24 protein-coding genes are annotated in these 24,601 nt (G+C 65.1%); 6 read left to right on the plus strand and 18 right to left on the minus strand.

Annotation, left to right across the window (positions count from 1 at the left end):
- Positions 1-5 precede the first annotated feature (5 nt).
- The 3 genes from H3Z74_RS17080 to H3Z74_RS17090 are packed head-to-tail and all read right to left on the minus strand — an operon-like array spanning position 6 to position 4,404.
- Positions 6-1,520: a PepSY-associated TM helix domain-containing protein gene (locus tag H3Z74_RS17080; protein ID WP_187760775.1), complete on the minus strand. Its 1,515-nt coding sequence runs from the start codon at positions 1,518-1,520 to the stop codon at positions 6-8.
- Entirely contained in the window at positions 1,517-2,107 is a 591-nt protein-coding gene (locus tag H3Z74_RS17085; RefSeq protein ID WP_187760776.1) for a hypothetical protein, read from the minus strand. The genes H3Z74_RS17080 and H3Z74_RS17085 overlap by 4 nt, the downstream gene beginning before the upstream one ends.
- Entirely contained in the window at positions 2,107-4,404 is a 2,298-nt protein-coding gene (locus H3Z74_RS17090) for a TonB-dependent receptor (RefSeq protein WP_187760777.1), read from the minus strand. Before H3Z74_RS17090 ends, H3Z74_RS17085 begins: the two co-directional genes overlap by 1 nt.
- Positions 4,405-4,617: 213 nt before the next feature.
- Here H3Z74_RS17090 and H3Z74_RS17095 point away from each other — a divergent pair, with 213 nt between their 5' ends.
- A complete protein-coding gene (locus H3Z74_RS17095) occupies positions 4,618-4,893 on the plus strand; it encodes a putative periplasmic lipoprotein (RefSeq protein ID WP_187760778.1) in 276 nt (91 codons plus the stop codon).
- A gap of 227 nt (positions 4,894-5,120) precedes the next feature.
- Here the strand turns inward: H3Z74_RS17095 and H3Z74_RS17100 are convergent, their stop codons facing one another.
- The 6 genes from H3Z74_RS17100 to H3Z74_RS17125 all read right to left on the minus strand — a co-directional run bounded on the left by H3Z74_RS17100 (position 5,121) and on the right by H3Z74_RS17125 (position 8,620).
- Positions 5,121-5,351: a hypothetical protein gene (locus tag H3Z74_RS17100; RefSeq protein ID WP_187760779.1), complete on the minus strand. Its 231-nt coding sequence runs from the start codon at positions 5,349-5,351 to the stop codon at positions 5,121-5,123.
- Between the two features lie 69 nt (positions 5,352-5,420).
- A complete protein-coding gene (locus H3Z74_RS17105; RefSeq protein ID WP_187760780.1) occupies positions 5,421-6,182 on the minus strand; it encodes an HvfC/BufC N-terminal domain-containing protein in 762 nt (253 codons plus the stop codon).
- Entirely contained in the window at positions 6,179-7,033 is an 855-nt protein-coding gene (gene bufB, locus H3Z74_RS17110) for an MNIO family bufferin maturase (protein ID WP_187764380.1), read from the minus strand. The genes H3Z74_RS17105 and bufB overlap by 4 nt, the downstream gene beginning before the upstream one ends.
- A gap of 58 nt (positions 7,034-7,091) precedes the next feature.
- A complete protein-coding gene (gene bufA2, locus H3Z74_RS17115; protein WP_187760781.1) occupies positions 7,092-7,355 on the minus strand; it encodes a BufA2 family periplasmic bufferin-type metallophore in 264 nt (87 codons plus the stop codon).
- A gap of 120 nt (positions 7,356-7,475) precedes the next feature.
- Positions 7,476-8,117, minus strand: coding sequence for an NrsF family protein (locus H3Z74_RS17120; RefSeq protein ID WP_187760782.1), 642 nt, complete (start codon positions 8,115-8,117; stop codon positions 7,476-7,478).
- Positions 8,117-8,620 (minus strand): sigma-70 family RNA polymerase sigma factor, encoded by a 504-nt coding sequence (locus H3Z74_RS17125; RefSeq protein WP_412034842.1) that lies wholly within the window; start codon positions 8,618-8,620, stop codon positions 8,117-8,119. Before H3Z74_RS17125 ends, H3Z74_RS17120 begins: the two co-directional genes overlap by 1 nt.
- 254 nt (positions 8,621-8,874) lie before the next feature.
- Here H3Z74_RS17125 and H3Z74_RS17130 point away from each other — a divergent pair, with 254 nt between their 5' ends.
- From H3Z74_RS17130 to H3Z74_RS17140, 3 genes are read left to right on the plus strand one after another with little or no spacing between them, the layout of a single operon-like run.
- Complete coding sequence (locus tag H3Z74_RS17130; RefSeq protein ID WP_187760784.1) at positions 8,875-9,147, plus strand: BufA1 family periplasmic bufferin-type metallophore; 273 nt, start codon at positions 8,875-8,877, stop codon at positions 9,145-9,147.
- Positions 9,148-9,199: 52 nt separating this feature from the next.
- Complete coding sequence (locus H3Z74_RS17135; RefSeq protein WP_187760785.1) at positions 9,200-9,643, plus strand: DoxX family protein; 444 nt, start codon at positions 9,200-9,202, stop codon at positions 9,641-9,643.
- A gap of 30 nt (positions 9,644-9,673) precedes the next feature.
- Positions 9,674-10,099, plus strand: a complete 426-nt coding sequence (locus tag H3Z74_RS17140; protein ID WP_187760786.1) for a hypothetical protein — start codon at positions 9,674-9,676, stop codon at positions 10,097-10,099.
- Between the two features lie 347 nt (positions 10,100-10,446).
- On the opposite strand, the gene H3Z74_RS17145 is transcribed toward H3Z74_RS17140, so the two are convergent.
- On the minus strand, positions 10,447-11,190 hold the full coding sequence (locus tag H3Z74_RS17145) for an HAD-IIB family hydrolase (RefSeq protein ID WP_187760787.1): 744 nt from the start codon (positions 11,188-11,190) through the stop codon (positions 10,447-10,449).
- A 98-nt stretch (positions 11,191-11,288) separates the two neighbouring features.
- Complete coding sequence (locus H3Z74_RS17150) at positions 11,289-11,747, minus strand: helix-turn-helix domain-containing protein (RefSeq protein WP_187760788.1); 459 nt, start codon at positions 11,745-11,747, stop codon at positions 11,289-11,291.
- A gap of 68 nt (positions 11,748-11,815) precedes the next feature.
- On the opposite strand from H3Z74_RS17150, the gene H3Z74_RS17155 reads away from it, so the two are divergent.
- Positions 11,816-12,691, plus strand: a complete 876-nt coding sequence (locus H3Z74_RS17155; protein ID WP_187760789.1) for a class I SAM-dependent methyltransferase — start codon at positions 11,816-11,818, stop codon at positions 12,689-12,691.
- 56 nt (positions 12,692-12,747) lie between these two features.
- Here the strand turns inward: H3Z74_RS17155 and H3Z74_RS17160 are convergent, their stop codons facing one another.
- Both H3Z74_RS17160 and H3Z74_RS17165 read right to left on the minus strand, forming a co-directional pair.
- A complete protein-coding gene (locus H3Z74_RS17160) occupies positions 12,748-13,035 on the minus strand; it encodes a hypothetical protein (protein ID WP_187760790.1) in 288 nt (95 codons plus the stop codon).
- Between the two features lie 216 nt (positions 13,036-13,251).
- Complete coding sequence (locus H3Z74_RS17165; protein WP_187760791.1) at positions 13,252-14,037, minus strand: AraC family transcriptional regulator; 786 nt, start codon at positions 14,035-14,037, stop codon at positions 13,252-13,254.
- 114 nt (positions 14,038-14,151) lie between these two features.
- Here H3Z74_RS17165 and H3Z74_RS17170 point away from each other — a divergent pair, with 114 nt between their 5' ends.
- The gene (locus H3Z74_RS17170) at positions 14,152-15,357 is read left to right on the plus strand and encodes an MFS transporter (RefSeq protein ID WP_187760792.1); all 1,206 of its coding nucleotides are present in this window, start codon (positions 14,152-14,154) and stop codon (positions 15,355-15,357) included.
- A gap of 44 nt (positions 15,358-15,401) precedes the next feature.
- Here the strand turns inward: H3Z74_RS17170 and H3Z74_RS17175 are convergent, their stop codons facing one another.
- From H3Z74_RS17175 to H3Z74_RS17195, 5 genes are all read right to left on the minus strand, one after another.
- A complete protein-coding gene (locus tag H3Z74_RS17175; RefSeq protein WP_187760793.1) occupies positions 15,402-18,287 on the minus strand; it encodes a M16 family metallopeptidase in 2,886 nt (961 codons plus the stop codon).
- A 247-nt stretch (positions 18,288-18,534) separates the two neighbouring features.
- Complete coding sequence (locus tag H3Z74_RS17180; RefSeq protein WP_187760794.1) at positions 18,535-18,864, minus strand: hypothetical protein; 330 nt, start codon at positions 18,862-18,864, stop codon at positions 18,535-18,537.
- Positions 18,865-19,403: 539 nt separating this feature from the next.
- Positions 19,404-22,250: a PAS domain-containing protein gene (locus H3Z74_RS17185; protein WP_187760795.1), complete on the minus strand. Its 2,847-nt coding sequence runs from the start codon at positions 22,248-22,250 to the stop codon at positions 19,404-19,406.
- A gap of 7 nt (positions 22,251-22,257) precedes the next feature.
- The gene (locus tag H3Z74_RS17190; protein ID WP_187760796.1) at positions 22,258-23,736 is read right to left on the minus strand and encodes an ATPase domain-containing protein; all 1,479 of its coding nucleotides are present in this window, start codon (positions 23,734-23,736) and stop codon (positions 22,258-22,260) included.
- 94 nt (positions 23,737-23,830) lie between these two features.
- Positions 23,831-24,532: an ArsR/SmtB family transcription factor gene (locus H3Z74_RS17195; protein ID WP_187760797.1), complete on the minus strand. Its 702-nt coding sequence runs from the start codon at positions 24,530-24,532 to the stop codon at positions 23,831-23,833.
- Positions 24,533-24,601 lie beyond the last annotated feature (69 nt).

A 24,601-nucleotide genomic window follows, 5' to 3' on the forward strand; every position in this document is an offset into this window, starting at 1 on the left:
CCGCGTCAGGCAGCGGAGCGCACCATCCGGCCTCGCAGCGCCGACGCAACCAGGCCCGCGCCCAGCAGCAGCAACACCACATTGACGATCACCGCGACCGGATCGCCCGCCAACCCGCCGCGCAGCGCGACATGCCCCAGTGCCACCAGCACCAAGGTCGCGCCGCCGATCGCCCGGCACGCCCGCGACAGCGCTTTCGCCTCGACGAATCCGCTCACCGCCAGTGCAAGCAACGTCGCCCCACCCCACAGCGACAAGGGCAGCGACAGCGGCGCGCCCGCGCCGGCAATCACCACGCCCAGCGCCGCGACGGCAAAGGCCAGGGGCTGGCCCCACACGACCGAGGTCCACACCCGTTCCCAGCCCGGTGCCGGCCGCCCCTTGTCGCGCCGCCGCGCGAGCCAGATCGTCACGCCGCTCGCCGCGAGATAGGTCAGGCCAAGCCCGAGCAGGCCGTATACGACACGCACCACGCCACCGCCGAACCAGCCGAAATGCAGCGAGCCGATCGAGCCGAGAATATCCTTGCCGAGATTATTGTCACGCGCATAGCTGGCGTGAAACAGCTTGCCCTCGCGGTCGAAGGTCAGGGCATCGGTCCCGGCGAGCCGGTTGGGCTGGCGCAGGCCGACCTGCGTCGCCTGCCCATATTCGGCCGGGTGCTGCATCAGGATATAGGCCGGCGTCGCGCCCGGCGACCGCACCGCGGCCTGGCGCAGCATGGCGGCGAGATCGGGCAGCGGCGCGGGCCGCGGGTCATCCTTTGGCAGCGGCGGCAGGAACAAGGCATAGACCTTGTTCACATCGCCTTGGAACACCGCGAGGCCCAGCACGCCGACGATCAGCGTGGTCAGCCCGAGCAACGCGCCGGTCAGCGACACGATGACATGGAAGGGCAAGGCCCAGACACCGAGCCGGTTGTGCAAATCCGCCTCCTGCAGCCGCCGCGATCCGCCGAGCCGCAAGTGAAAGGCATCGCGAAACACTCGCGGATGCGCGAGCAGGCCGGAGATCAGCGAAGAGAGCAACGCCACCCCGGTCAGCCCTACCAGAAACATGCCCCAGGTCTGCGGCAGATGCAGATTGATGTGCAGATGCGTGACGAACTCGGTCCAGGGCGACGCGCCGCTTTCGGCGATCCGGCCCTGCCCGTCGGCGATCCATGCGTGCTCGCCGGCTTTTCCCTCGGTGGTGATCAGCAGCCACGGCAGTTCGGGTGACGGCAATGTCACATAGGCATGCTCGACCCCATTTCCTGCCTGCGCCATCGCGCCGGTGAAGGCGGTCTGCACTGCACCCGGAGCCGCAGCTTCGATGCGCGGTGCGGCGGGATGCTCCCAGCGCTGAAACTCGCGCGCGAACACCGCGATGCTGCCCGACAGACAGACAAGATAGATCGCGGCGGCAAAGGCGAGCCCGAGCGCGCTATGCCCCTTCAGCACAGCGCGCACGAAATCGGCCGGCACCTTGGGCCAGATCGGCTGGCGCTTGCCCGCTACACGCTCTGTCCTCGTGGTCATGCGAACCCCCTGAGAATGGCGGCGGTGAAGCAGATCAGCGTCACGCCGGCGAGCATCGCGGTAGCGCGCAGGATGCGGCTGTCAGCGAGCGTCCAGGCCATCGCGCCGCCCCATAATACCGGCACCATCAGCCCCGAAATCAGCAGCCGCGTCTGCGGCTCGCCCGGTACCCACACCGCATAGCAGACACCAACCGCCATCGCCGCGATCATCCCGATCGGCCCGGCGAGCAACCAGCGCAGGATCGTGCGCCAGGCGGTCGAGGGCCGCTCGAGCGGTTCAGGCGCGAGGCTCTGGTCGTTATTGCGCCCATTACCATCGGCGCGCGCGGCCTTCACCGTCGCGCCGCTCGTCACCACCGCGAGCACACCGGCCGGGATCAGCGCCACGGCAATGAACGGCCCGCGCGCCGCACCCAGCACCCAGGCCGGCCACAACAGGGTCGCGATCAGGATCGCCCAGCCGCCAAGCATCCACGGCAGCCGCTCCTCGATGCGCAATCGCCACGCACGGCGCAGCGCCCATCCGCCCGCCGCCGCGCCAATCAGGATCGGGATCGCGGCCAGCCAGGTGAGCGATTCCGCCATCACCATTTCGTCTCGAACACCAGGCCGAAGACCTGCGGATCGCCCAGCACCCCATTGCGCTGCGACGCATTGCCATATTCGAAATATTTTTCGTCGAACAAATTGCTCGCATAGGCCGACAGGCTCCAATGCTCGGCCTGATAGCCCAGCTTGGCATTGACCAGCGTGCGGCCGCCCACGACATATTGAGACTGTGGCGCGCCGACATCGGTGAACACGCCGCTGCGGTGGCTGGCATTCACATTGGCGACGATGTGCGATCCGACGCGGACATTGGCGCCGCCCGACAGCGTCCATTTCGGGGCATAGGGGAATTGCATCCCGCTCAAGTCGTTGACGGCTCCGACATCTACCCTGAAGGAATCGAACTTGGTGCGGACATGGCCAATCGACGCATACCAGTCGAACGCCCGGCTGACGCGATGCCGCGCCTCGATCTCGAAGCCATAAAGATGCGACTTGCCGGCATTGACCGTGTTGAAGTCATAGGTGTTGAGCCCGAAATTGACGGAGGTCTGCTGGTCCTTCCAGTCGATGTAGAAGGCATTGGCATTGATCGTCAGCGCGCCATCGAGCCAGGCCGTGCGCAGCGACAATTCATAATTCCAGGTGAATTCCGGATCATAGGCCACGGTCAGGTTGCGCGCCATGTTCGAACTCGATCCGCCCGAGCGATAGCCGCGCTGCGCCACAAAGGCGGTCGACACGGTCGGCGTCCAGTTCATTTCCAGCCCCAGCTTGGGCAGGAATGCGTTGAATGTCCGCTTCGACGGCAACGCTACCCCGGCAGCCTGCGCGACCAGCCCGAGCACACCGGCATTGATCGCGGTAAATGCCGGCGCGAATGGCCCATAGTCCGCAGGATTGGGCAGGGTTCCGGCAAACCGCGCGCGCGTATCCGATGAAAGGCGGTTGGTCTCGCGGTCGTAGCGCGCGCCGGCCAGGGCCGACAGGCGATCGGTGAGTTCATATCGGGCGTCGGCAAACAGCGCCATGGTTTCGACCCTGGTCGGCGTGCGGTTGGCATAATCGACCGGGATCGACGGCAAGGCAGCGGTATAGCGGGCCGCGATCAGGGCAGCCGTTGCCGGGTCGACCCCATTGCCCTGCAACAAGGCGGCGATCGTGCCGGTCGGGGTCTGGACTTGAGTCAGGCTGGCCTGAGTGCCGATCTGGTCGCGATTATAATAAAAGGCGCCGATCAGACCGCTCAGCCGCTCGCCCTTGTAGTTGAGGCGCAGCTCCTGCGTGAAGGTGCGGTAGCGAAAGCCGATATTGCCGGCGGTCAGATCGGCTGCGGTGCGATCGCCGTCATAGGTGTCGAACTGGCGGATCTTGTTGAACGACGAGACGCTGTTGAGCGAGAACCGGTCACCCAGCTTGTAGCTCAAATCCAGCGTGGCGATGTCGGCATTGATCGTGCTGGCATTCGGCGCATTCGATGAGGCCGTGCGATCATCAAACATGTGGGGCGTGACGTCGGTATAGGTGAAGGCATAGCCGCCCTTGCGTTCGGAATGGGTATAGCCGAGCCGCGCTTCGAACCCCGGCAGCGCGCCGGGCGTCCAGAGCAATTTGCCGCGCAGGCTGAGCGCGTCGACCGGATTCTCCGGCGCATTGCGCGTGACGTTATGGACGAAGCCATCGCCGTCGCGCTTTTCCGCGGCAACGCGAAAGGCAAGCTCGTCGGCGATGATCGGCCCGCCTCCGGCAATGGCGAAGGCGCGTTCGTCATAGCTGGTATACAGCGCCCGCCCGCGCGCACTCCAGTCCATCGTCGGATCGGTGGTGCGGATGATCACCGCGCCGGCCAGTGCGTTCAGCCCCTGCAACGTCGATTGCGGCCCGCGAAATATTTCGACTTGCGCGACGTCCCACATATCGGTCGGCGCACCATGCAGCGTACCGGTCGGCAGCGCCGCGCCATCGAGATAGACCGTCGACAGCGCGCCATCGCCGCCACTCGAAACGCCGTTATTGGCGATCCCGCGAATGGTGAAGCCGGCCCCGCCATAAATGGTCGAGACATTGGCGGTACGCTGCAGCACCTCCTGCAGTGAGCGGAGATTCTCCTCCTCGATCCGCGCCGCGGTGATCACCGCGACACTGGTCTTGGTCTCCTGCAACGATCGCGCGACCTTTTCGCCGGTGACGATGATGTCTTCGGACGTGTCCACCTGCTGCGCGGCATCGGCCGGCGGATCCGACAGGTTCGGCCCAGCAGACTGCGCCTGTGCGGTAGAGGCAAGCGCCATGGCGACAAGGCTGGCCGACAGCCTCAGGAAAATGCGCGTCATCGATACCCCCCGGAAATTGAGCCGCCCGGTATCAATGCCGCAATTGCGAGTCAAACTCATTAGCATAAGGAAGACACGGTCGTTGATAGCTGAGCTTTGCCGCGACAAAGATCAGCCTGTGTTGAATTCCTATTAAAACAGTGGAGATTGAACGGCGGGCCGGGGGAGGCGCTGACGCGCCCTTTCCGCCCCAGGGATTTCTAGGAGAATGCAATGAAGCTGTTTACACGATCGCTGTTCGCCACCCCTCTGATCGCTGCCGCGACGCTCGGTCTTTCCGCGTGCAACAGTCCTGCTCCGGCGGACAATGGCACGACCAACGACCTGAAGCTGGTCAATGAGGAAGCGCCGCTCGACGCCAATCTGTCGACCGATGGTGAGCTCAGCGGGAATGCCGGCAGCCTCGACGCGGTTCCGACCGGCAATGAAACCGCCCTCGGCAATGCCGCCGATGGCAATGCCAGCGTCGGCAACACCACCGCACACTAAGCGGTTCATGGTGCGGCACGACGGCCAGCCCGAACCTGATGCGGCCACAAACCGCGCGTCGCCGTCGCATCCCCTTATCGCCCGGATAGCTCCCAAGGCGTAACCTCACGGCCCGGCGGCAACGCCGGGCCGCTTTTCTTGCATAGTGTGTTTGGAAACGCGCCGGAGCGCGTTCGCGGTGCCGGCCCGATCGAAACTCGCTCTTTCGCGAGTTTCCAAACAGACGCTCAGGCGTTGACGTTGTCGTACAGCGCGATCAGCCGGTCGACCTCGGCCACCACTTCCTTCTGTTCGGCCAGCCAGCGGCCAGTGGCGTCATGCATCGGCTCGCCCTTGTGCCCGTCATGCAATGTCGCACCTGTCTCGATCAGCCAGATCATGTCTCGCGCGCGGGTGCGCTGCAGCCGCAAATGAGTCATCCACTGCTCCACGGTATCGGATGGGATCGGTCGGTCCATGTCATGCTCCCCGCGCGTCGGCGCCCTGCAGCGCGCATCAGCGCTCCATATAGGGAGCCTGACGCCCGGTTACGCGCCCGAACCTTCCTCGCAGCCTGCTACCAGTCCATCGGCAAACCATTGGCCGAGCATCGCGCCGGCATGCGCGACACCCACGGCCTCGCCATGTGCCGCGACCAGCCACCCACACAGATCGGCAAAACCCTTCCCGCTCGCCAGCATGTGTAAGGCTTCGCACTCGACCTTCTCGACCGTACGAAAACAAGGCGTGAAGTCCTGCCGCCACACCAGCATCGCGGCTGGCTCGGGCAAAATCGCTGCAGCGGGCGGGGCGGCACCGGCCGACAGCGCCGACCAGATCGCGCCGGCATTGGTCCGCGCGGATTCGATGCGCAGCGTCGGCACGAAGCGCAACCGTGCCTTGTCCCAGTCGACTCCGGCAATCGCTCCCGGCGGCTGCGCCACCGCATCCGCGCCCGCGAATGCCTCGGCCAGCATCCATTCCAGCGTCGCCAGCTCGGCGATTTCGGGATCGTCGGGATGGAGCCCGGCCAGAGTCCGGTCGAACCCGGCGCCATAGACGCCCAGCGTCCAGCCGCTTGGCGGCATATGCTCGATATGATGGCGCGCTGCATCGACAAAGCCCGACCCGCCCAGCCACGCCTGGAGCTGCGGATAGGTTTCGGCGAGGCAATCGGTCAGCTGCACACGGTACGCATTGTGATAGACATGGAGCCCGGCCAGCGCCCCGGGCGCGATCCAGCCCTCCACCGCGCCCGGCCCATCGAGCAAATGGCGACGAAAGTCGCGCTGCAGCGCAATCAGGCTCATGCCGCGATCCGTTCGCGTAGCGCTGCCCGTTCGCGCAGCGCTGCAACGCGCCGCGCCTGATCGAGTTCGGCAAGCAGCTCGGCAAGCGGCGGAATGTCATCGTCGCGCTCGATCATCGTTGCGACCGGCCCGACCCGCGCCAGCGCCGCATCGTACAGCGCCCAGACGCTGTCCGGCACCGGCCGATCATGCGTATCGATCAGTAAATCCTTGCCTTCGCTATGCCCGGCAAGATGGATCTGACGCACCCTCTCCGCCGGCACGCCATCGAGATAGGCGATCGCGTCGAAGCCGTGATTGGTCGCGCTGACGAAGATATTGTTGACGTCGAGCAGCAGGTCGCACCCGGTGCGCGCACACATCTCCGCCATGAAATCCCATTCGGTCGCGTCGCTGTCGGCAAACCGCACATAGCTCGACGGATTCTCGATCAGCATCGCGCGGCCAAGCACATCCTGCGCCTGCGCGATATTGGCACACACCACGTCCATCGCCTCGCGCGTATAGGGGATCGGCAACAGGTCGTGCGAATTGAAGCCCTCGATCGCGGTCCAGCACAGATGGTCCGACACGAACAGCGGGTCGATCCGGTCGACCAGCGATTTGAGTTGCATCAGATGATCGCGGTCGAGCCCGTCGGCCGAACCGATCGACATCGACACCCCGTGCAGCGCGACCGGATGGCGTTCGCGGATCCGTTCCAGGATCTGCAACGGACGCCCGCCGGCGATCATGAAATTCTCCGAGATGACCTCGACGAAATCCACCTCGACATCATGGTCGAGGAAATCGGGATAATGTTGTGACCTGAGGCCAAGGCCAAAGCCGTGAAAGGCCGGGTTGCGGGTCATCGTCATGGCGCGGTCCAGTATGAAGGGCCCGGCCAGTCATCCAGCCGGGCCCGGAAACTCACTTGGCTTCGGTCAGGCTGCCGCCGGCCGCGGCGCACGCCTTGGCGGTCAGCGCCTTGAAGCCATGCCCCTTGCACTCATTCTGACCCTTGCAGTCGTTCGACGCGGTCTTGCAGTCCGACGTGCCCTTGCAGGTGTTGACGCCGTAGCAATGGACGGTCTTTTCGCCCTTCGCCAGCGCGGGCGTGCTGGTCGCGACGCCGGCAACGGCAATGATGGCGGCAGTGGCGGCGAAGCTCGCGCCGAGGATACGGGTGGTCATGGGGGAGGTCTCCGAATGGACTTGAGCCGGAATGGCAAAGGGGTTTCGGAGAGGGGTCGGAAGTTCGTTACAGCGCTCGCCAAATTCCTCTCCATGGACCGGGGGAGAGGACTTAAGGGGTCACCAGCGCAACAGTCTCGGCCCGATCAGCGCACCCAATGCGACGACCATGGCAATGCCCAGCGAATACCAGGTCAGGATGAACAGCGCCGAGGATTCCTGGCAATGCAGCCCGTACAGCGTCGCCCCGCACGCCCCTGCCGCCAGCCCGGCGACCGCACCGGTCAACCTGAGCCGCGTCGGGGCAAGTTTGCGGAACGACCAGAGCAAACCGGCAAGGATCGGCAGCGAAAGCATCGCCACCAGCATCGAGCAGATTCGCCAGCTATGCCCGGTCCAGAGATGGTGCCATCCATCCATCGGCATGATCAGCAACTCGCGACCGGTAAGCAGGGCGAGCACCACCACCGGCACCCACATCAACCACAGCCAGCGCGGCCGCGCCGCTTGCGGACGCGCCAGATGCAGCACTGCCGCGACCGCGACCAGATCGAGCAAAATGGTATAGCCCCATTTCATCCAGAACGACGAACCACACATGGCGTGCATCATGTCGGGGCGCATGCCGAGACAGCCCAGCACCAGCGCCAGCGTGACGATCGCGCCGCCGGCCATGCCGATCGCGATCCGCCGCGCGACCGCGCCGCGCGGCACCGGGCGCAATTCCTCGCCGAGCGAGCGGATCAGATCTTCGGTGCGCATCAGGTGCCACCTTTCAGGCGTTTGGCGAGCGCGGCAAGACCGCGATGCACCGACACCTTCACATCGGATTCGCTGATCGCGCCGCGCTCCGCCGCCTCGGCCACACTCAGCCCCTCGATCCGGGTCTCGCGGATCACCCGCGCCTGTTTGGGCGACAATTCGCCGAGCAGCGTATCGACATCCATCCGCGCAGAGGTCGCCGCCTCGAACCCTTCGGCGACCAGGATATCCTCCAGCCCCTCGATCGGCACGGTGGTGCGGGTCCGGCGGAAATGGTCGATCATCTTGTAGCGCGCGACGGCATAGGCCCAGGCGCTGAAGGCCCGGTCGCGGTCATAGGTACCGCGCCGTGTGTGAATGGCCATCATGGTTTCCTGCACCAGATCCTCGACATCGTCGGCGGCGCCGCGAAGGCGCCGCCCGAAAAAGGATCGCAGCATCGGCACGAGCGCATTGAGCAAGGCGGTATAGGCGCCGGAATCTCCATCGAGACCGCCGATCATCCATATCCTGAGCTGATCTTCGCTCGCCCTCACATGCACTCCCGACGGGTCATTCGTGGCAGCGTGGCCAAAGGTTACAGAAAAATTCGGGCGGCCGAGCAGCGACATATCGACCGTGCCGCCGGTGTAACCGAAGCCCGGGGCAACGCGAAGCAGCTTCCGTGACCCGCGCCCACAAGGCCTCCCAGGGGTCACCGTGCGGCGGGGTTGTTTCCCCGCCGCGCGTCGAGGCCGATCTTCAGAGGAAACCCATGATGTCGAAGACCCCGGCGGCAATCGCCGCAGCCCTTGCCCTGAGCATCGCACTCGGGTCGGGCGCCAATGCCCAGGCCGCCAAGAAGCCGATGGAAAAATGCTATGGCGTGTCGCTCGCCGGCAAGAATGACTGCAAGGCCGGCGCCGGCACCAGCTGCGCCGGCACCTCGCGCGTCGCCTATCAGGGCGATGCCTGGAAACTCGTGCCCGCCGGCACCTGCACCTCGATCAAGACGCCCAGAGGCAACGGCTCGCTGACCCCCAAGGCATAAGCCTGGATCGGCCCCTTCCCTCAGGCGGGGAGGGGCCTGACTGGAGACGCTGATGACCCCCGCCACACTTTATGCCCGCACTGCCGCGCGGCTCGACACGCTTGTGCCCGGCAACCTGCTGCTGCTCGTCGCGCGCATCGCGATCGCCGCGATTTTCTTCCTGTCCGGCCGGACCAAAGTCGAAGGGCTGCTGACCCTCACACCGGCAACCTACGAGTTGTTCGCGACCGAATACGCCCTGCCCTTCGCTCCGCCCGTGATCGCGGCGCATATCGCGGCCTATTCCGAACATCTCTTCCCGATCCTGCTGGTGCTCGGCCTGTTCACTCGCCCCGCCGCCGCAGCTCTGCTCGGCATGACTCTGGTGATCGAGATCTTCGTCTATCCCGATGCCTGGTCGACGCATCTCGGCTGGGCGGCGATCCTGTTGCCGCTGATTGCGCGCGGCGGAGGCGCCTGGTCGCTCGACCGTGTATTCGGGCTCGAAAAGGCCTAACATCGCCCGCGTAAAACGGGGAGCAAAGGCATGGACAGGATCAACTGGTTGGTCGCGGCGGGGATGCTCAACGCCATCGCCGCGCTACTTCATCTCGGTTGCGTGTTCGGCGGCCCGTCCTGGTATCGCTTCTTCGGCGCGGGCGAGGGCATGGCGCGCCTCGCCGAGCAGGGATCATGGCGGCCCGTCGTCGTTACGCTTGGCATCACCGCAATCCTGGCCGGCTGGGCCGCCTATGCCTTTTCCGGTGCCGGGCTGTTGCCGCGCCTGCCGCTGCTCCGCCCCGCGCTGATCCTGATCTGCGCGATCTATTTCGCGCGCGCCGCCGCCTACCCCGTCATGCTCGCGCGCATGCCGGGCCACAGCACGACCTTCCTGCAGATCAGCTCGGCGATCGTGCTCGTCTTCGCCATCGTCCATGCCATCGGCATCTGGACCAGCTGGGACCGGCTCTAAGCGGCGGCCCAGATCAGCTATGTCCTCTTGGAGCGGGATGACATCTGATCGAGCCATCTCTGTCATACTCGGGAAAGCGAGTATCCCGCTTCTTCTTCTAAGCGCAGGGCAAGGCAGCGGAATCCCCGCCTTCGCGGGGATGACGGTGTGAGTCCTTCTATGGTGTGTAAATATAACTCACTGATATATAAGAATATTATTTCAATTTCCAGCCGAAGCCGCGGCGGGAGATATGCAACGACCGGTGTCCCATATCTCCCGCCGCTCGCCCGGCCATGCAAGCGCTGCCCTCCAGGACGGAGACTCCAGTGCCTCGCTGATCCAGGCCGTGGTCGCGATGAACCCGGCTATTTCTGGCAGGCGACGATCGTTGCGATCACCGACAGCGTGTCGAGCGGATCGCGCACCCGCACCGTGTCGAGCCCAAGCTCCTTCGCCGGATAATCATTGCCGCCGGGGAAGATCGCGTCGCCGATGAACATCATCGCGTCGAGCGCGATGCCGCTCGCATCGCGCAGCTTCTTCAATCCATAGGCCTTGTCCACGCCCTCGCGCGTGATGTCGATCGAGGTCGCCCCGCCGATATTGATCGACAGGCCGGGCAGGCGCGTGCGCAAATCCGCCTGGATCACCTTGCGCTTGGCGAAGTCCGGATCCCAATGCTCCTTGGCGTCGAGCGGTGCCTGCTGGCCGAGTGCGGAAAAGGTGATCTGGCTGCCGCGATCCTCGATCCGCTCGCCCCAGACCTGCTCGGGCACGAAACCGGTCGCGGTCAGCGCGGCATCGAACGCGGCGAAGATTGCCTGTTTCTGCGCATCGTCGAACAACTCGGCATAGACCGGCGCCCAGGCGCCGTCATAGCGATACAGCTTGGTTCCGGTGGTCGGCATCAGCCACAAACGGCTGCGATCGGCGCGCGCCGGCAAGCGGCTGGCAACCTGCTTTTCGAATTGCGGCCAGTCCCCGCCTGAAATCACCGCGACCTGCGCCACGGCGAGCAGATCGGCCAGCGCTTCGCCCATCGCCTCCTGCAGCGGCTGCTTGCTCTCAGCGAGCGTGCCATCGAGATCGAAGGCGACGAGATGTTTCATGTAGGGCTCCGGATGAGATGGTAACGGGTCTTGCGGCGGATGAACGTATCGGCTGCCTGCACGGGTCCGTGACCGTGCCAGAAATCGCCGCCGCTCGGCTAGGCCATGCCCTTCGCATGCGCGCGACGACGGCGGCCCCGGACCATGACCGACTCCACCCGCTCCGGATGCGCACTGGCAACCGTCAGCAAGCGGCGAAAGGTCGGGCATTCCATATGGCTCGGCGCCGGGCAGGCGGCCGCATGGCGAAGTCCGTCGCGCAGCGCCGCCATCCGCCCGATCGTCCGGTCCAGCTCGTCTGCCTTCCCGCTCAGCATCGCCCGATCGATTTGAGGCCGGCCGCCGCCGCCGAACATGCCGCCGATCTCGTCGAGCGAGAAACCCGCCATCCGCCCCAGCGCGATGAGCGACAGCCGCTCCAGCACATCGCTGCCGAAGATCCGCCGCAACCCGCGCCGCCCGAGCGACTCGACCAGCCCCTTTTCCTCGTAGAAGCGCAGCGTGGAGGCCGGCATGCCCGAGCGTTTCGCGACCTCGGCGATATCGAGAAGTTTCACTGTTGACCTCAAGTCGGCTTGAAGTGGCATGGTGCTGCCGGGACTCGATAAGCACAAGGAAAATCGCCATGACGCCGCCATCCGCCCGGACCGACCAGGCTCCGCGCAACCAGGCCCCATCCAACCAGGCTCAGGCCGAGCTATGGAACGCCCGTGCCGGAGAGACATGGGTAGCGCAGCAGGCGATGCTCGACCGCCTGTTCCTGCCCCTGGAGGAATTACTGGCGGACTCCGTCCGGCCAACCGGCGCGCGCGACGTCCTGGATATCGGCTGCGGTGCCGGCGCGACCACGCTTGCGGTGGCACAGGCGCTTGCGCCGGATGGCCAGTGTACCGGCCTCGATATCTCGGTACCGCTGATCGAGGCGGCACGTCGTCGCGCAGCGGAGACGGGCGTCGCGACGCAATTCCTCGCTGGCGACGCGCAGAATTACAGCTTCGCACGCGGCAGTTTCGACTGGATCGTCTCCCGCTTCGGCGTGATGTTCTTCGACCAGCCGGAATGGGCCTTCGCCAACCTTCGCGGCGCTGTGCGCGACGGCGCCGGCCTGACCATGATCACCTGGCGCGATCCGGCGGAGAATCCCTTCATGACAGCGGGAGAGCGCGCGGCGGCCCCGCTACTACCGCAATTGACACCATCCGATCCGGACGCGCCGGGCCAGTTCGCCTTTGCCGATCCGGATAAGGTCCGCCGCATCCTGGCGAACGGATGGCGCGAGACCGGCATCAAGCCGGTCGATATCGCCTGCGCGCTCCCCGCGGGGGACTTGCGGACCTATATCATGAACATGGGCCGGGTCGGCGTGCTGCTTCCCGATCTCGACGATCGTACGCGGGCGTCAGTGTCCGCGGCTCTGACCGCCGCATTCGATCCGTTCATATCGAACGGCGTCGCGCGGTTCAGCCTCGCCTGCTGGCTGGTCACTGCTCGGGCAGCATGAATGAGCAAGGGCACCGGGCGCTGAACGCCCGATGCCCATACCCCTCCCGGTACCGCTCAATGCGGCTTTTTATGCTTCTTCTTTGACGTTGCTTCTTCGGTCGCTTGCGGAGCGGATGCATCCGCCGTGGTGTCCGTTGCGCTAGGCTGCGTGCTCGATGGATCGGACGCGGCCGGCGTCGCGGTGTCTACCGGCGCCGAGGAATTGGTCGTGTCGGGCGCTGGCGCCGGCGTTTCCGTCGGGCTGGTGCTCTGAGTCGATGGCGATGAAGACGGCGCCGTCTGGGCGAAGGTCGCGGCCGGCAGCATCGCCGCTGCCGCCACCAGAATGGCTATGGCTTTCATTGAAAAGATACTCCCGATCTTGGTCCGGCTGATACACGCCGGCCCCCTTTTGATAGGCGGCTGGAGCAGGGCAAGGCCAGACTTGCGCGGCTCGGCTCGTCACGTTTTGGGCTCGGGACGATGCTCAGCCGTGGCAGGCAAGCGTTGACCGTTTGCGCGATATTCGAAGGTTTGCGCTGCTCGACCCGGCCATCCGGCGTTCGCGAATCGGGATCCTCAGGCTGCGCCGGTTGCTCCGCCGGGGCGATAATGGCTTGGCGCCACCCCCGCGAGCCGCTTGAACATCGTGGTGAAGGCGGCAGGGCTTTCATACCCCAGGTCGAGCGCAATGGTCGTCACCGCCTCTCCCGCCGCCAACCGCGGCAATGCGATGAGCAGGCAAGCCTGTTGCCGCCAGGCGCCGAAGCTGAGCCCCGTTTCCCGGCGGAACGCGCGGGTAAAGGCACGCCGCCCCATGCCGAGATCGGCGCTCCACAGATCGATCGTGTCATGCGGCGTGGGCCGTTCCAGAAACGCCTGGCATTTGCGCGCCATCTCCACCGTCTTGGGGAAGGGCACTGCGAGCGGCACGGTCGGCGCGCGCGCCAGTTCCTCAAGCAGCAGTGCCATGACCATGCCGTCGCGCCCGTCGACATCATATTCCGGCACGATCTCGCACGAGGCCTGCAACAGGCTGCGAAGCAAGGGCGAGACCTGGATCACCTTGTTGCGATCGCCCAGCGAGCCATGGGCATCGGGTTCGATCAGGACACTGCGGGTGCTGACCGCACCGACCATCCGGACCGCATGGCTGCAGCCGCCCGGCGTCCAGATCGCACGTTCGGGCGGCGCCACCCAGGCGCCGTGCCGCGTGCTGACGACCACCACGCCGCGCGCGGCATAGAGCAGCTGGCCGCGGCGATGCTGATGCCAGTCGAGCTCGAACGCCGGCGGATATTCATTGCCCACCGCGACAATCGGCCGCGCGATATCCTCGACCAGTGCCGGATTGCTCCACGGCATGACTCTGTCCCACTTGCAAAAGTGAAAGACCCATACAGGAATGCGGGCAAGACCGGGAGGGGGTACGGGACCGCTCCGGCTTTGCCAAAGCCAGCTTCACGAAGAGATGCCCGGATGAACGCCACAAAAGCCGCAGCGCCAACGCTTCCCGCGACCGAAACGACTGTGTTCGGCGTGATCCTGGCGATCAGCTTCTGTCATCTCCTCAACGACATGATGCAGTCGCTGCTGCCGGCCATCTATCCCAACCTGAAGACCGAACTGGGCCTGTCGTTCAGCCAGATCGGGCTGGTGACTCTGGTCTATCAGCTCACCGCATCGATCCTGCAGCCGCTGATCGGCCTGTATGCCGACAGGAAGCCGACGCCGCTGGCGCTGCCGGGCGGGACGCTCTTCTCGCTGGCGGGACTGCTCGTCCTGTCGGCGGCGCACAGCTATTGGCTGTTGCTGGTCGGCGCGGCGATGCTCGGTATGGGATCGTCGGTGTTCCATCCCGAATCCTCGCGCGTCGCGCGCATGGCGGCGGGTCGGCGGCATGGCCTCGCCCAGTCGATGTTTCAGGTCGGCGGCAATGCCGGGTCAGCGCTGGGCCCGCTTGCCGCTGCGATCGTGGTGGTCCGCTGGGGTCAGTCCAGCCTGGCCTTTTTCGCAATGCTCGCATTGCTGTCCTGCGCGATCCTGTGGAATGTCGGGCAATGGTACCGGCATCACGGCCTTGCCCGCCTGACTCGCGGCCGGGCCGGCGGCCAGCCCGTGGTCACGCTGCCGCGCGGCAAGGTGCTGACCGGCATCGCCATCCTGCTCGCGCTGATCTTCTCGAAATATGTCTATCTCGCCAGCCTCACCAGCTATTTCACCTTCTATCTGATTCACCGCTTCGGCGTCAGCGTGGAGGTCGCGCAGCTCCATCTGTTCGTCTTTCTCGGCGCAGTGGCGGTCGGTACGATCGCCGGCGGCCCGATCGGCGATCGGTTCGGGCGCAAATATGTGATCTGGTTCTCGATCCTCGGCGCACTGCCCTTCACGCTGCTGCTACCGCATGCCAGCCTGTTCTGGACCGGCCCGCTGACGGTAGTGATCGGCCTGATCCTCGCATCGGCTTTTCCGGCAATCGTCGTCCTCGCTCAGGAGTTCGTACCCGGCAAGATCGGCATGATCTCCGGCCTGTTCTTCGGCTTCTCGTTCGGTATGGGCGGGATCGGCGCCGCCGTGCTCGGCGAAGTCGCCGACCGCGGCGGGATCGAGCTGGTCTATATGATCTGCGCGTTCCTGCCCGCGATCGGCCTGCTCGCGGCCTTCCTGCCCGATCCGGAACGCTGATTCCGCCGTACTCCCGCGAATTTCAACCAGGCTCGATCAGATCATCATCCCGCCGCACCCAGTGTCGGCGATTCCAGATCCACCTTGTTCGCGGGAATCACCACCACATCGGGCCGCAGGACGCGCAGCTTGTCGATGAACTTGGCGGAATCACCGACAATCACCAGCCAGGCATTTTCGGGCGTGACCAGCCGCGCGGCGGCGGCATTGGCGGCCTCGGGCTTCACCGCGTCGAGCCGCCCGGCCAGAGCGAACGCCTCGCTGGGGTCCAATCCTTGCTGGATCAGCCCGGCGATGATTGCATTGAAGCCCCCGCCCGTCTCCATTTGGCGAACATAGCTCCCCTTTATATAGGCCTTGCGCTTGTCGAGCGCATCGCCGTCGATCGGTTCCTTACCGAGCCGCTTGAACTCATTGAGGAAGATCTCAGCGACGTCGGTCGCGGTTTCATTCTTGGTCTGCGCGCTCGCCGAGAGCATGGCGGTGTCGGCACGCGCGGGGAGCACGCTATAGGCACCATAGCTCAGCGCACGCTTGCTGCGTACTTCAGTGAACAGGCGGCCATTGGAGCCGACGCCGAGCACCGCATTGGCGAGCAGCAGACTGGGATACTCCGCATCCGATCGGCTCACCCCGCGCACCGCAGCGATCACCGCCGCCTGTCCGGCACCGGGCAAGTCGATGACGACGGTGCGCATCGCTTTCCCTTGCCCTGCGCGCACCTTGGGAATTTCCGGCGTCGCACCCACCGCTTGCCAATCCCCGAACAGCTTTTTGACGAGCGCCGTTCCCGTCCCCGGATCGACCCCGCCGGTGACGATGACCGAGCTGTTGGCGGGATGCCACCAGCGCTGGCGATACGCGACCAGATCAGCACGACTGAGCGTATTCAGGCTTCTGGCCGTCCCGCCGCTCTGCCGGCCATAAGGGGCCGCGCCGTACAGCATGGGTAGCATGGCCATGTTGGCCAGTGGTCCGGGGTCCTTCATCGTCACCTGGATCTGGTCGACCGCGCGCTTGCGCTCCAGGTCGAACTCGGCCGGGGGATAGCTTGCATTGCGGATCACGTCGCTCAGCACTTCAGCCGCCTGGGCCAGATTGACGGTCGGGACAGTGATCGAGAAGGTGGTACCGTCGGGCCCGGCTCCACCGGCAATCGATCCGCCCAGCCGCTCCATGATCGCCGCGATCTGTTCGGCGGTGCGTGTCGCAGTGCCCTTGGTCGCGAGATTGGCGGCGAAGCGCGCCGTCCCCGCCTTGCCCTCCGGATCGGCCGAAGCTCCGCCGGCAATCACCACGCTCATCGTCGCCAACGGTACCGGCCCGGTCTTGATCGCCACGACCCGGACACCATTGCCAAGCCGCGTTTCCGCGATTTTCGGCACGGCCACCACCGGGGCTGGACCCGGCCCCGGCGGGGCCTGCCGCGCGCCTTCCGCTGCGAGCTGATTGGCGATGCCCTGCGCTGCGGGGACGATGGCGAAGGTCGGCATTGGCACGGGATTGGCCCAACTCGCGGGATTGCCGTCGCCATTGGTATAGCGAACTTCGACCCGCGCCGCGGGGTCGAGATAGCGCTTTGCCACGCGCAAAACATCGGCCTTGGTCACCTTGGCAATCGCCGCCAGCCGTTTGTCGGCCGCTTTGGGATCGCCCGTAAGCACCAGTGCCTCGCCCAGTTCGAACGCGCGCCCGGAGAAAGTCTCGCGCTCCTCAAGTGCATCGGACAGCAATTGGCTTCGCGCCTCGCCCAGTTCTGCATTGGACACCTCGACCGTGGCAATGGTCTTCAGCTCGGCATCCAGCGCGCCGGCCACCGTTTCGATATCCTGTCCGTCACTCAGGACCACAATTGGCGCGAGCACTCCGGCCTCTTCGGTGACGTCCAGATCCGCATCGATCCGGCTGGCTTTGCCGGTGCGCACCAAGGTCCGGTACAAGCGCGACGTCTCGCCCCTACCCAGTATTGCGGCCATCACCTCGAGCGCTTCGCGATCGGGATGACTCGCGCCCGGCACCTTGTAGATCGCGCCGACCAGCGGCAGCGGCAGATTGGGTCCGGTGGCGTTGATCCGCCGCGGGGCCATGGGCGGCTCGCTGCCGTTAATGGCCAGTGAAATAGGCTTTGCGCGCTTCGGAATGGCGGCGAAATAGCGATCGACAAAAGCCTGCAGCCGCGCTTCATCGAAATTGCCCGACACGATCAGCGTCGCGGTATCCGGCCCGTAATAGGCCTCATGAAAGGCGCGGGCATCCTCCAGCGTCGCCGCATCGAGATCGGCGATGTTGCCAATGACCGGGCGGCGATGCGGCAGCACGTCGAAGCCATTCTCGGTCATCGCGAAGTTATACAAGCGACCATAAGGCGGCGCGAGCACGCGCTGGCGCAATTCCTCCTTCACCACATTGCGCTCGGTCTCGAACACTTCCTTGTCGATTACCGGACGCGCCATGCGTTCGGCATGAGTCCAGAGCATGGTTTCGAGATATTGCGCCGGCACCGTCTCGTAATAATTGGTCCGGTCGAAACTGGTCGAGGCATTGCGCACTCCGCCGACATCCTCGGTCAGCCGGTTGATCATGTTATAGGGCATGTTCACCGTCTTGCGGCTCAGGATATGCTCGAACAGATGCGCGAAACCCGAACGTTTATCCGGATCGTGCTTCGACCCCACTTCGTACCACATCGACACCGAGACATTGGGCGTTGTCACGTCCCGCAGCGACAGCACCCGCAGGCCGTTCTTCAGGATACGTTCCTGATACTGGATCGGCGGCACTTCCGAGGCCGCCGGAAGGGCAGCTTTAACGGCTGACGTCGTCGGGGTAGAAGGCGCGGACTTTTCACCATTCGACGCCTGCCCCGCACCACCGGATGCCAGCGCAATCGCGGCGACGCCTGCGCGGATCAAAAAGCATACCGGTTTCATAATTCCCCCTTCACGAGCCAATCTCCGATTGCTGGAAATCAGCCGTCAGAAGCGAAGCGGGTGCACCATTGTCAATGGCCGACAGCGGCGATGGCGCATTATACGCAACCAATGACCTGGCAAGCACGGCGTCCGGCAGCAACCGGCACACCGTGGTCGGGGATATCGCGCCGTTGATATGCGGCGGGCTGGACCAAGTCTGCCGCGATTATCGCCTCCGAGGAAGCGATACCGGGCTTTAGGCGACTCAGGTCTTGGTTTTATTCGCACTCGACTTGTTCGCGGCCGCCGGCTTACGGCCCACAGCCTTGAACCTGGCGCGCGATTCCGGCTTGGCCACAGCACCGCTGCTGCGTGCATAGAGCAATCCTGCGACGATCGCCGCGGACCCGATCCCGACCGCCGCGCCGATACCGAGCGTCTTGTTGCTGATCCCGGGCACCAGCCCCTCTTCACGGCTCTCGTCGTCATCATCATAGGCGACCGCCTCCGGCGGTGGCGAAGGATGATCGTGCGGCGGCTCCTGCAGCGGATAGGGCGACTGGTTTCCGGCGGGAATCGGGGGACTATGAGTCATGACGCACCTCGATGAAATGATGGAAGATGAAGCAGATAACGAGCCGGAGCCGCGCGAGTTGCCTGCCGGCGGACGATACGTCCCTGCAGGCGGGCTCATACGACGCTCTTCGTCAATATTCTTGCGGTCGCAGGATCAATCAGCACCTGACTACTGCCAGCCACCTTCTCTTTGGTCAGGTCGGGAAAGGCGGGAACGATCCACCCCGGCCGGCGATTCAACCCGCCCGCCAGTCCTGACAACGTCACGCACGACAGACCTCCATGTCCGTCGCGCTCTTTCTCATGGCGATTGATGCACCAGCGGCTGCGGAACCGGGGTCACCCCTGTTCCGTGGCAATAACAGGGGTCGTCCACCCCTGTTATTGGCCGTTCCACCGCTGTTATCGACAACAGCGGTAAATGGCATCAAGCCCCTGATAAACAGTCATGAATTTAGGCCCAAAATCCAACTTAACAGGGGTGGGCTTTTTTTTCGCGAAATAACAGCGGTCGCGCCCCGATGATCCGACTGGGCTGCCTGTCCCGCCGCTATCCGATCAGCTCGCGGATTCGCCCCCCAGCGCGTCCATCGCAAACGGCTTGGTCAGGATATGCATGCCGGGGTCGAGATGCCCGTTGCCGACTACCGCATTCTCGGCATAGCCGGTGATGAACAGGATCTTGAGGTCGGGCCGCTTGATCCGCGCGGCATCGGCGAGCTGGCGGCCATTCATCCCCTTGGGCAGGCCGACATCGGTGATCAGCAGATCGACCCGCGCGGAGGAATCGAGGATGGCGAGGCCGGCGGGGCCATCGCTCGCTTCGATCGTCTTCAGGCCCATCTCGTCAAGTACCTCGGCCACCAGCATGCGGACCGCCGCCTCGTCATCGACCACCAGCACCGTCTCCCCGCTGGTGACGGGCCGCACCACTTCGCGTGAGGTCTCGACGGCGACGGCATCGGCCTGTTCGTGGACGCGCGGGAAATAGAGGCACATCGTCGTGCCTTGCCCCAGTTCGGAATAGATCCGCACCTGCCCGCCCGATTGCCGCACGAACCCGTAGATCATCGAGAGGCCGAGCCCAGTCCCCTCGCCCATCGGCTTGGTGGTGAAGAACGGGTCGAACGCGCGCGCGATCGTCTCCGCGTCCATACCCTCGCCGGTGTCGGTGACGCACAGCGAGACATATTGCCCGGCCGGCAGATCGCGCTCCTCGGCGCTCTTGCGGTCGAGCCATTTGTTCGCGGTCTCGATCGTGATGCGCCCCCCTTTAGGCATCGCATCGCGCGCATTGATGCACAGGTTGAGCAAAGCGTTCTCGAGCTGGTTGGGGTCGATCAGCGTGGTCCACAATCCGCCCGCGCCGACCATCTCGAGCTCGATCGTCGGCCCGACCGAGCGGCGCAGCAGCTCGTCCAGGCTCGCGATCAGCCGGTTGATGTCGGTCGGGCGCGGGTCGAGCGTCTGGCGCCGCGAAAAGGCAAGCAACCGGTGAGTGAGCGCGGCGGCACGTTTCGACGCTTGCTGCGCTGCCTCGACATAGCGCGTGACATCGCCCGACCGGCCCTGCGCAATGCGGATCTGCATCAGCTCCAGGCTGCCCGAAATGGCAGTGAGCAGATTGTTGAAGTCATGCGCGATGCCGCCGGTCAGCTGGCCGACCGCCTCCATCTTCTGCGCCTGGCGCAACTGTTCCTGCGCTGCGTCGAGCTGATCGCGCGCTTCCTTTTCCGCGGTGATGTCACGGCCGCTGGCATAGACCTTGTCGCCCTCGGGCGAGGCGACCCATGAGAACCAGCGATAGCCGCCATCCTTGTGGCGCACGCGATTCTCATAGTGACGGAGCGTCCCGACCTGAGCGCGGACCAGCGCATCGTCACTGCCCGACTGATCCTCGTCATGGCTGAAGGTGACATGGTCACGCCCGATCACCTCATGCGGCTGCCAGCCGAGCACCGCAGTCCAGGCCGGATTGACCGCGATGAAGCGGCCATCGGCGCCCACCACGGCGAGCAGGTCCTGCGAATTCTGCCAGGTGCGATCACGCTCGCGGGTGCGTTCCTCGACCTTGCGCTCCAGCGTCTGCGCCAGCTCGGCGAGCTCCGCCTCGGCACGACGGCGCTCGATCGCCGCCTGGGTGCGATCGGCCACGTCGCGCACGAACGCCAGTTCGTCGGCCGGCCAGTCGCGCGGATGGGCATGGTTGAGGAACAGCAAGGCGACGAACTCGCCGTCATCGACGATCGGCATGTTGATGAAGGCGCGGGCGGATATCGCTTCCAGCGCCGATGCAGTGGCAGCGGTGCGCGGATCGGTCCGCGCATCGGCGATCGCAACCACCGCGCCGCGTTTCAGGTCGTCGATATATGAACCGTGATCGCGGAACGACAACGTCCCGGCGATGCTTGCGATGCCGGGCATGTTCCAGTCGCGTTCGACCAGGATCGTCTCGCGCAACGGATCGATCACGCCATAGCCTGCACGACTCACCCCCAGAGTCTCACCCAGCACGCGTGCGGCAAGAAATGACATGTCGGCCGCGTCGGTCATCTGGCGCAGACCGTCGCCCAGGCTCAACAATGCGCTCTGGCGTGCCTCGCGCCGGCGGCGTTCGGTGATGTCGCGGGAGACGCCGACTACGCGGGCAATCGCGCCCGCCGCGTTGCGCTCGACCTGACCGTTGATCTGCACCCAGTGCAGCGATCCGTCCGGCCACAGGCAGCGATATTCGACATCATAGTCGGCACCGCTATCGAGCGAGTCCTGCACCGCCGCCTGCATGCGCGGACGGTCGTCGGAATGGATTGCGGCAAGCAGGTCGTCATAGCTCATCGCGTCGGCCTCAGCCCGGCCGAAATGCGCTTTGCTTCGCGCATCGGTCCTGAGCGTGGCGCCGGGCACGTCGATTGCCCAGGCGCCAAGACCGCCCGCCGCGAGCGCAAGCCTCAACCCTTCGCGCCCCTCGCGAATCTCCTCAAGCCGCCGCCGCGCTTCATATTGGCGCAGCCGTGCGCGGCGCGCGGACTGCGCCAGGCTGATCAATGTGGTCGGATGGAAGGGCCGCTCGAGAAAGGTAACGTTGCCCAGTGTTTCAAGGAAACGCACCGCGTCGGGATTGCGCTCCAGCCCGCCGCCGCGCTGGGTCAGCAGAATGAAGGGAAAGTCGGACCAGTCCGCCTGGTCCTTGAGAAAGGCAACGAGCCCATGCAGGTCGGCACCGCGGAACGCTTCTTCCGTGACAATCGCGAAGCCGGCGCCGCCGCGAAGCGCGGCGACCAGCGCCGGAACATCCGGCACGGCCCGCGCACTCAGCCCGGCCTCAACCAGCATCGACCGGGCCACCACCCCGTCGCGACCTCGTGGCGCAAGGATGACCGCGCCTTCGGCAAATGTCCGGTTCAAGAAACGATCACGCCTTTTTCTGCTCCAGCAATCCTTCGCCATCGCCCATAAGGGACGGAACGCCCCGCAACACGCCCTGGAACTGCGTCAGCGGCTCACCCAGGGTGATGCCGTCGGCGCCGATCATGAACTCGCGGATCGTATCCTCATGGGATCCGGTCCGTTTCTTAACGACCGAAATCGCTCTTCGGACCCGCCCCAATGCCTCGAAATATCTGAGCAGGATCACGGTGTCGGCGAGATAGGTGACATCGACCGGCGATTTCATGTCGCCGACCAACCCATGCTGCGCGACGGTCAGGAAGGTCATCACGCCCTGGCGGTTCAGATATTGCAGCAACTCATGCATGTGCAGGATCAGCGCCTGCTCCTCCGGCATCGCCGCCTGATAGCCGTTGAGGCTGTCGATCACCACGGTGCGCGCTTCATATTTCTCGACGCAGGTGCGGACGCGTTCGGAGAATTCGCCCGGGGTCAGCTCGGCCGCGTCGATTTGTTCGATTACCAGCCTTCCACTGTCGACCATCCCTTGCAGATCGACGCCCAACCCCTTGGCGCGTTCGAACAACAGCCCCAGCTCCTCGTCGAAGATGAACATTGCGGCGTGCTCGCCGCGTCGGACCGCCGACTGCACGAAGCTCAGCGTAAGCAGCGACTTGCCGGTACCGGCCGGACCGAGGATCAGCGTGCTCGCGCCGCGTTCGAACCCGCCGCCGATCAGCGTGTTGAGTTCGGGATTGTCGATCGCCACTGTCTCGCGTTCGAAACCCGATTTATGCTCGGCCGAGACGAGCCGCGGAAAGATGCGCACCCCGCCAGTGTCGATGACGAAGTCGTGATAGCCGCCGCGATAGCGCCGGCCACGATATTTCAGCACCCGCATCCGCCGCCGTTCCGCACCGTAATTGGGCGACAATTCCTCCAGCCGGATCACCGCATGTGCGACGCTGTGCACGGTCTTGTCCATCACATCGGCGGTGAGGTCGTCGAGCATCAGCACGGTCGCCTCGTGGCGCGAGAAATAATGCTTCAAGGCAAGAATCTGGCGGCGATAGCGTAGCGAACTTTGCGCAAGCAGGCGGATTTCCGACAGGCTGTCGAGCACCACGCGCGACGGCTTGATCCGCTCGAACGCCTCGAAGATGCGCTTGGTGGTCTCGCCCAGTTCGAGATCGGAGGAATAGAGCAGGCTCTGCTGCTGGTCCTCGTCGAGCAGGCTTTCGGGCGGAACCAGCTCGAATACCTCGAAATTCTTGCCAAAGGTCCAGCCATGCGAGGCCGCACCATTGCGCAGTTCCTCATCGGTCTCCGACAGGGTGATGTAGAGCACCGGCTCGCCCGCCGCGGCACCGGCCATCAGGAACTGGCTGGCGATGGTGGTCTTGCCGGTGCCCGGACTGCCCTCGAGCAGGAACAGCCGCCCGCGGGCCAGACCGCCGGCGAGGATTTCATCAAGGCCGGAAACGCCGGTCGCACAATTGCTCATCGATCCTCGCCTGCCGATTGTTACGGGGACAAAGACTATCAGTGCGGCGAGTGGTTCCCATTGATGCATATCAAAGGGTGGTCGATACCCCGGATTACACCCGGACCCCGAACCGGTTGTCCAGCCCGGCCACGCCGGCCGGAGTGACTGTCACCGCCCGGCTTCCCTCGACCCGGCGCAGCCAATGGCGGTCGAGCAACGAGCGGTACAGCGCGCTCCCCACCGCACCGGCGATGTGCGGACGGCGCTCGCTCCAGTCGAGGCACGGGCGGCAGAATACCGGGCCCGGCGCCGAGGCCTCGAGCTTCACCCCGACCGAAGCGAGGAATGCCAGCCCCTCGCCGGTCACCGCCGCTCCGTCGCGCGACAGATCGATCCGTCCGGCCTCGATCAGCGCATCGGCAATGGCGACTGCGACCTCGCCCGCGAGATGGTCGTAACAGACTCGCGCATGGCGCAGCGCCTGGTCGCGCGGACCGGTGACGATGCGGCAGCGCGCGATCAGCCCGGCATCGCCGATCGTCGCCGCCACGCCCATCATATGTTCGAGCATCGCGCCGACTGCGGGTGAGGACAGGCGGTAATAGCGGTGTCGCCCCTGTGCCTCGACCGCGATCAGGCTCGCCTCGAGCATCCGCGCCAGATGCCCGCTCGCGGTCGGCGCGGTCACGCCCGCCGCGCGCGCCAGCTCGCCCGCGGTCAGCGCGCGGCCGTCCAGCAACGTCACCAGCATCGCGGTACGTGCCGGTTCGCCGATCAGCGATGCGATCTCGGCCAGGGAGGAAATGCTCGTCATGATGTTCTGATCTCTACCTCAATGCCGACGGCAATGCTTCGGCCCCGGCCGAACCATCACCTTGCCCGA

It is taken from the genome of Sphingomonas alpina (genome assembly GCF_014490665.1).
Taxonomy (GTDB): domain Bacteria; phylum Pseudomonadota; class Alphaproteobacteria; order Sphingomonadales; family Sphingomonadaceae; genus Sphingomonas; species Sphingomonas alpina.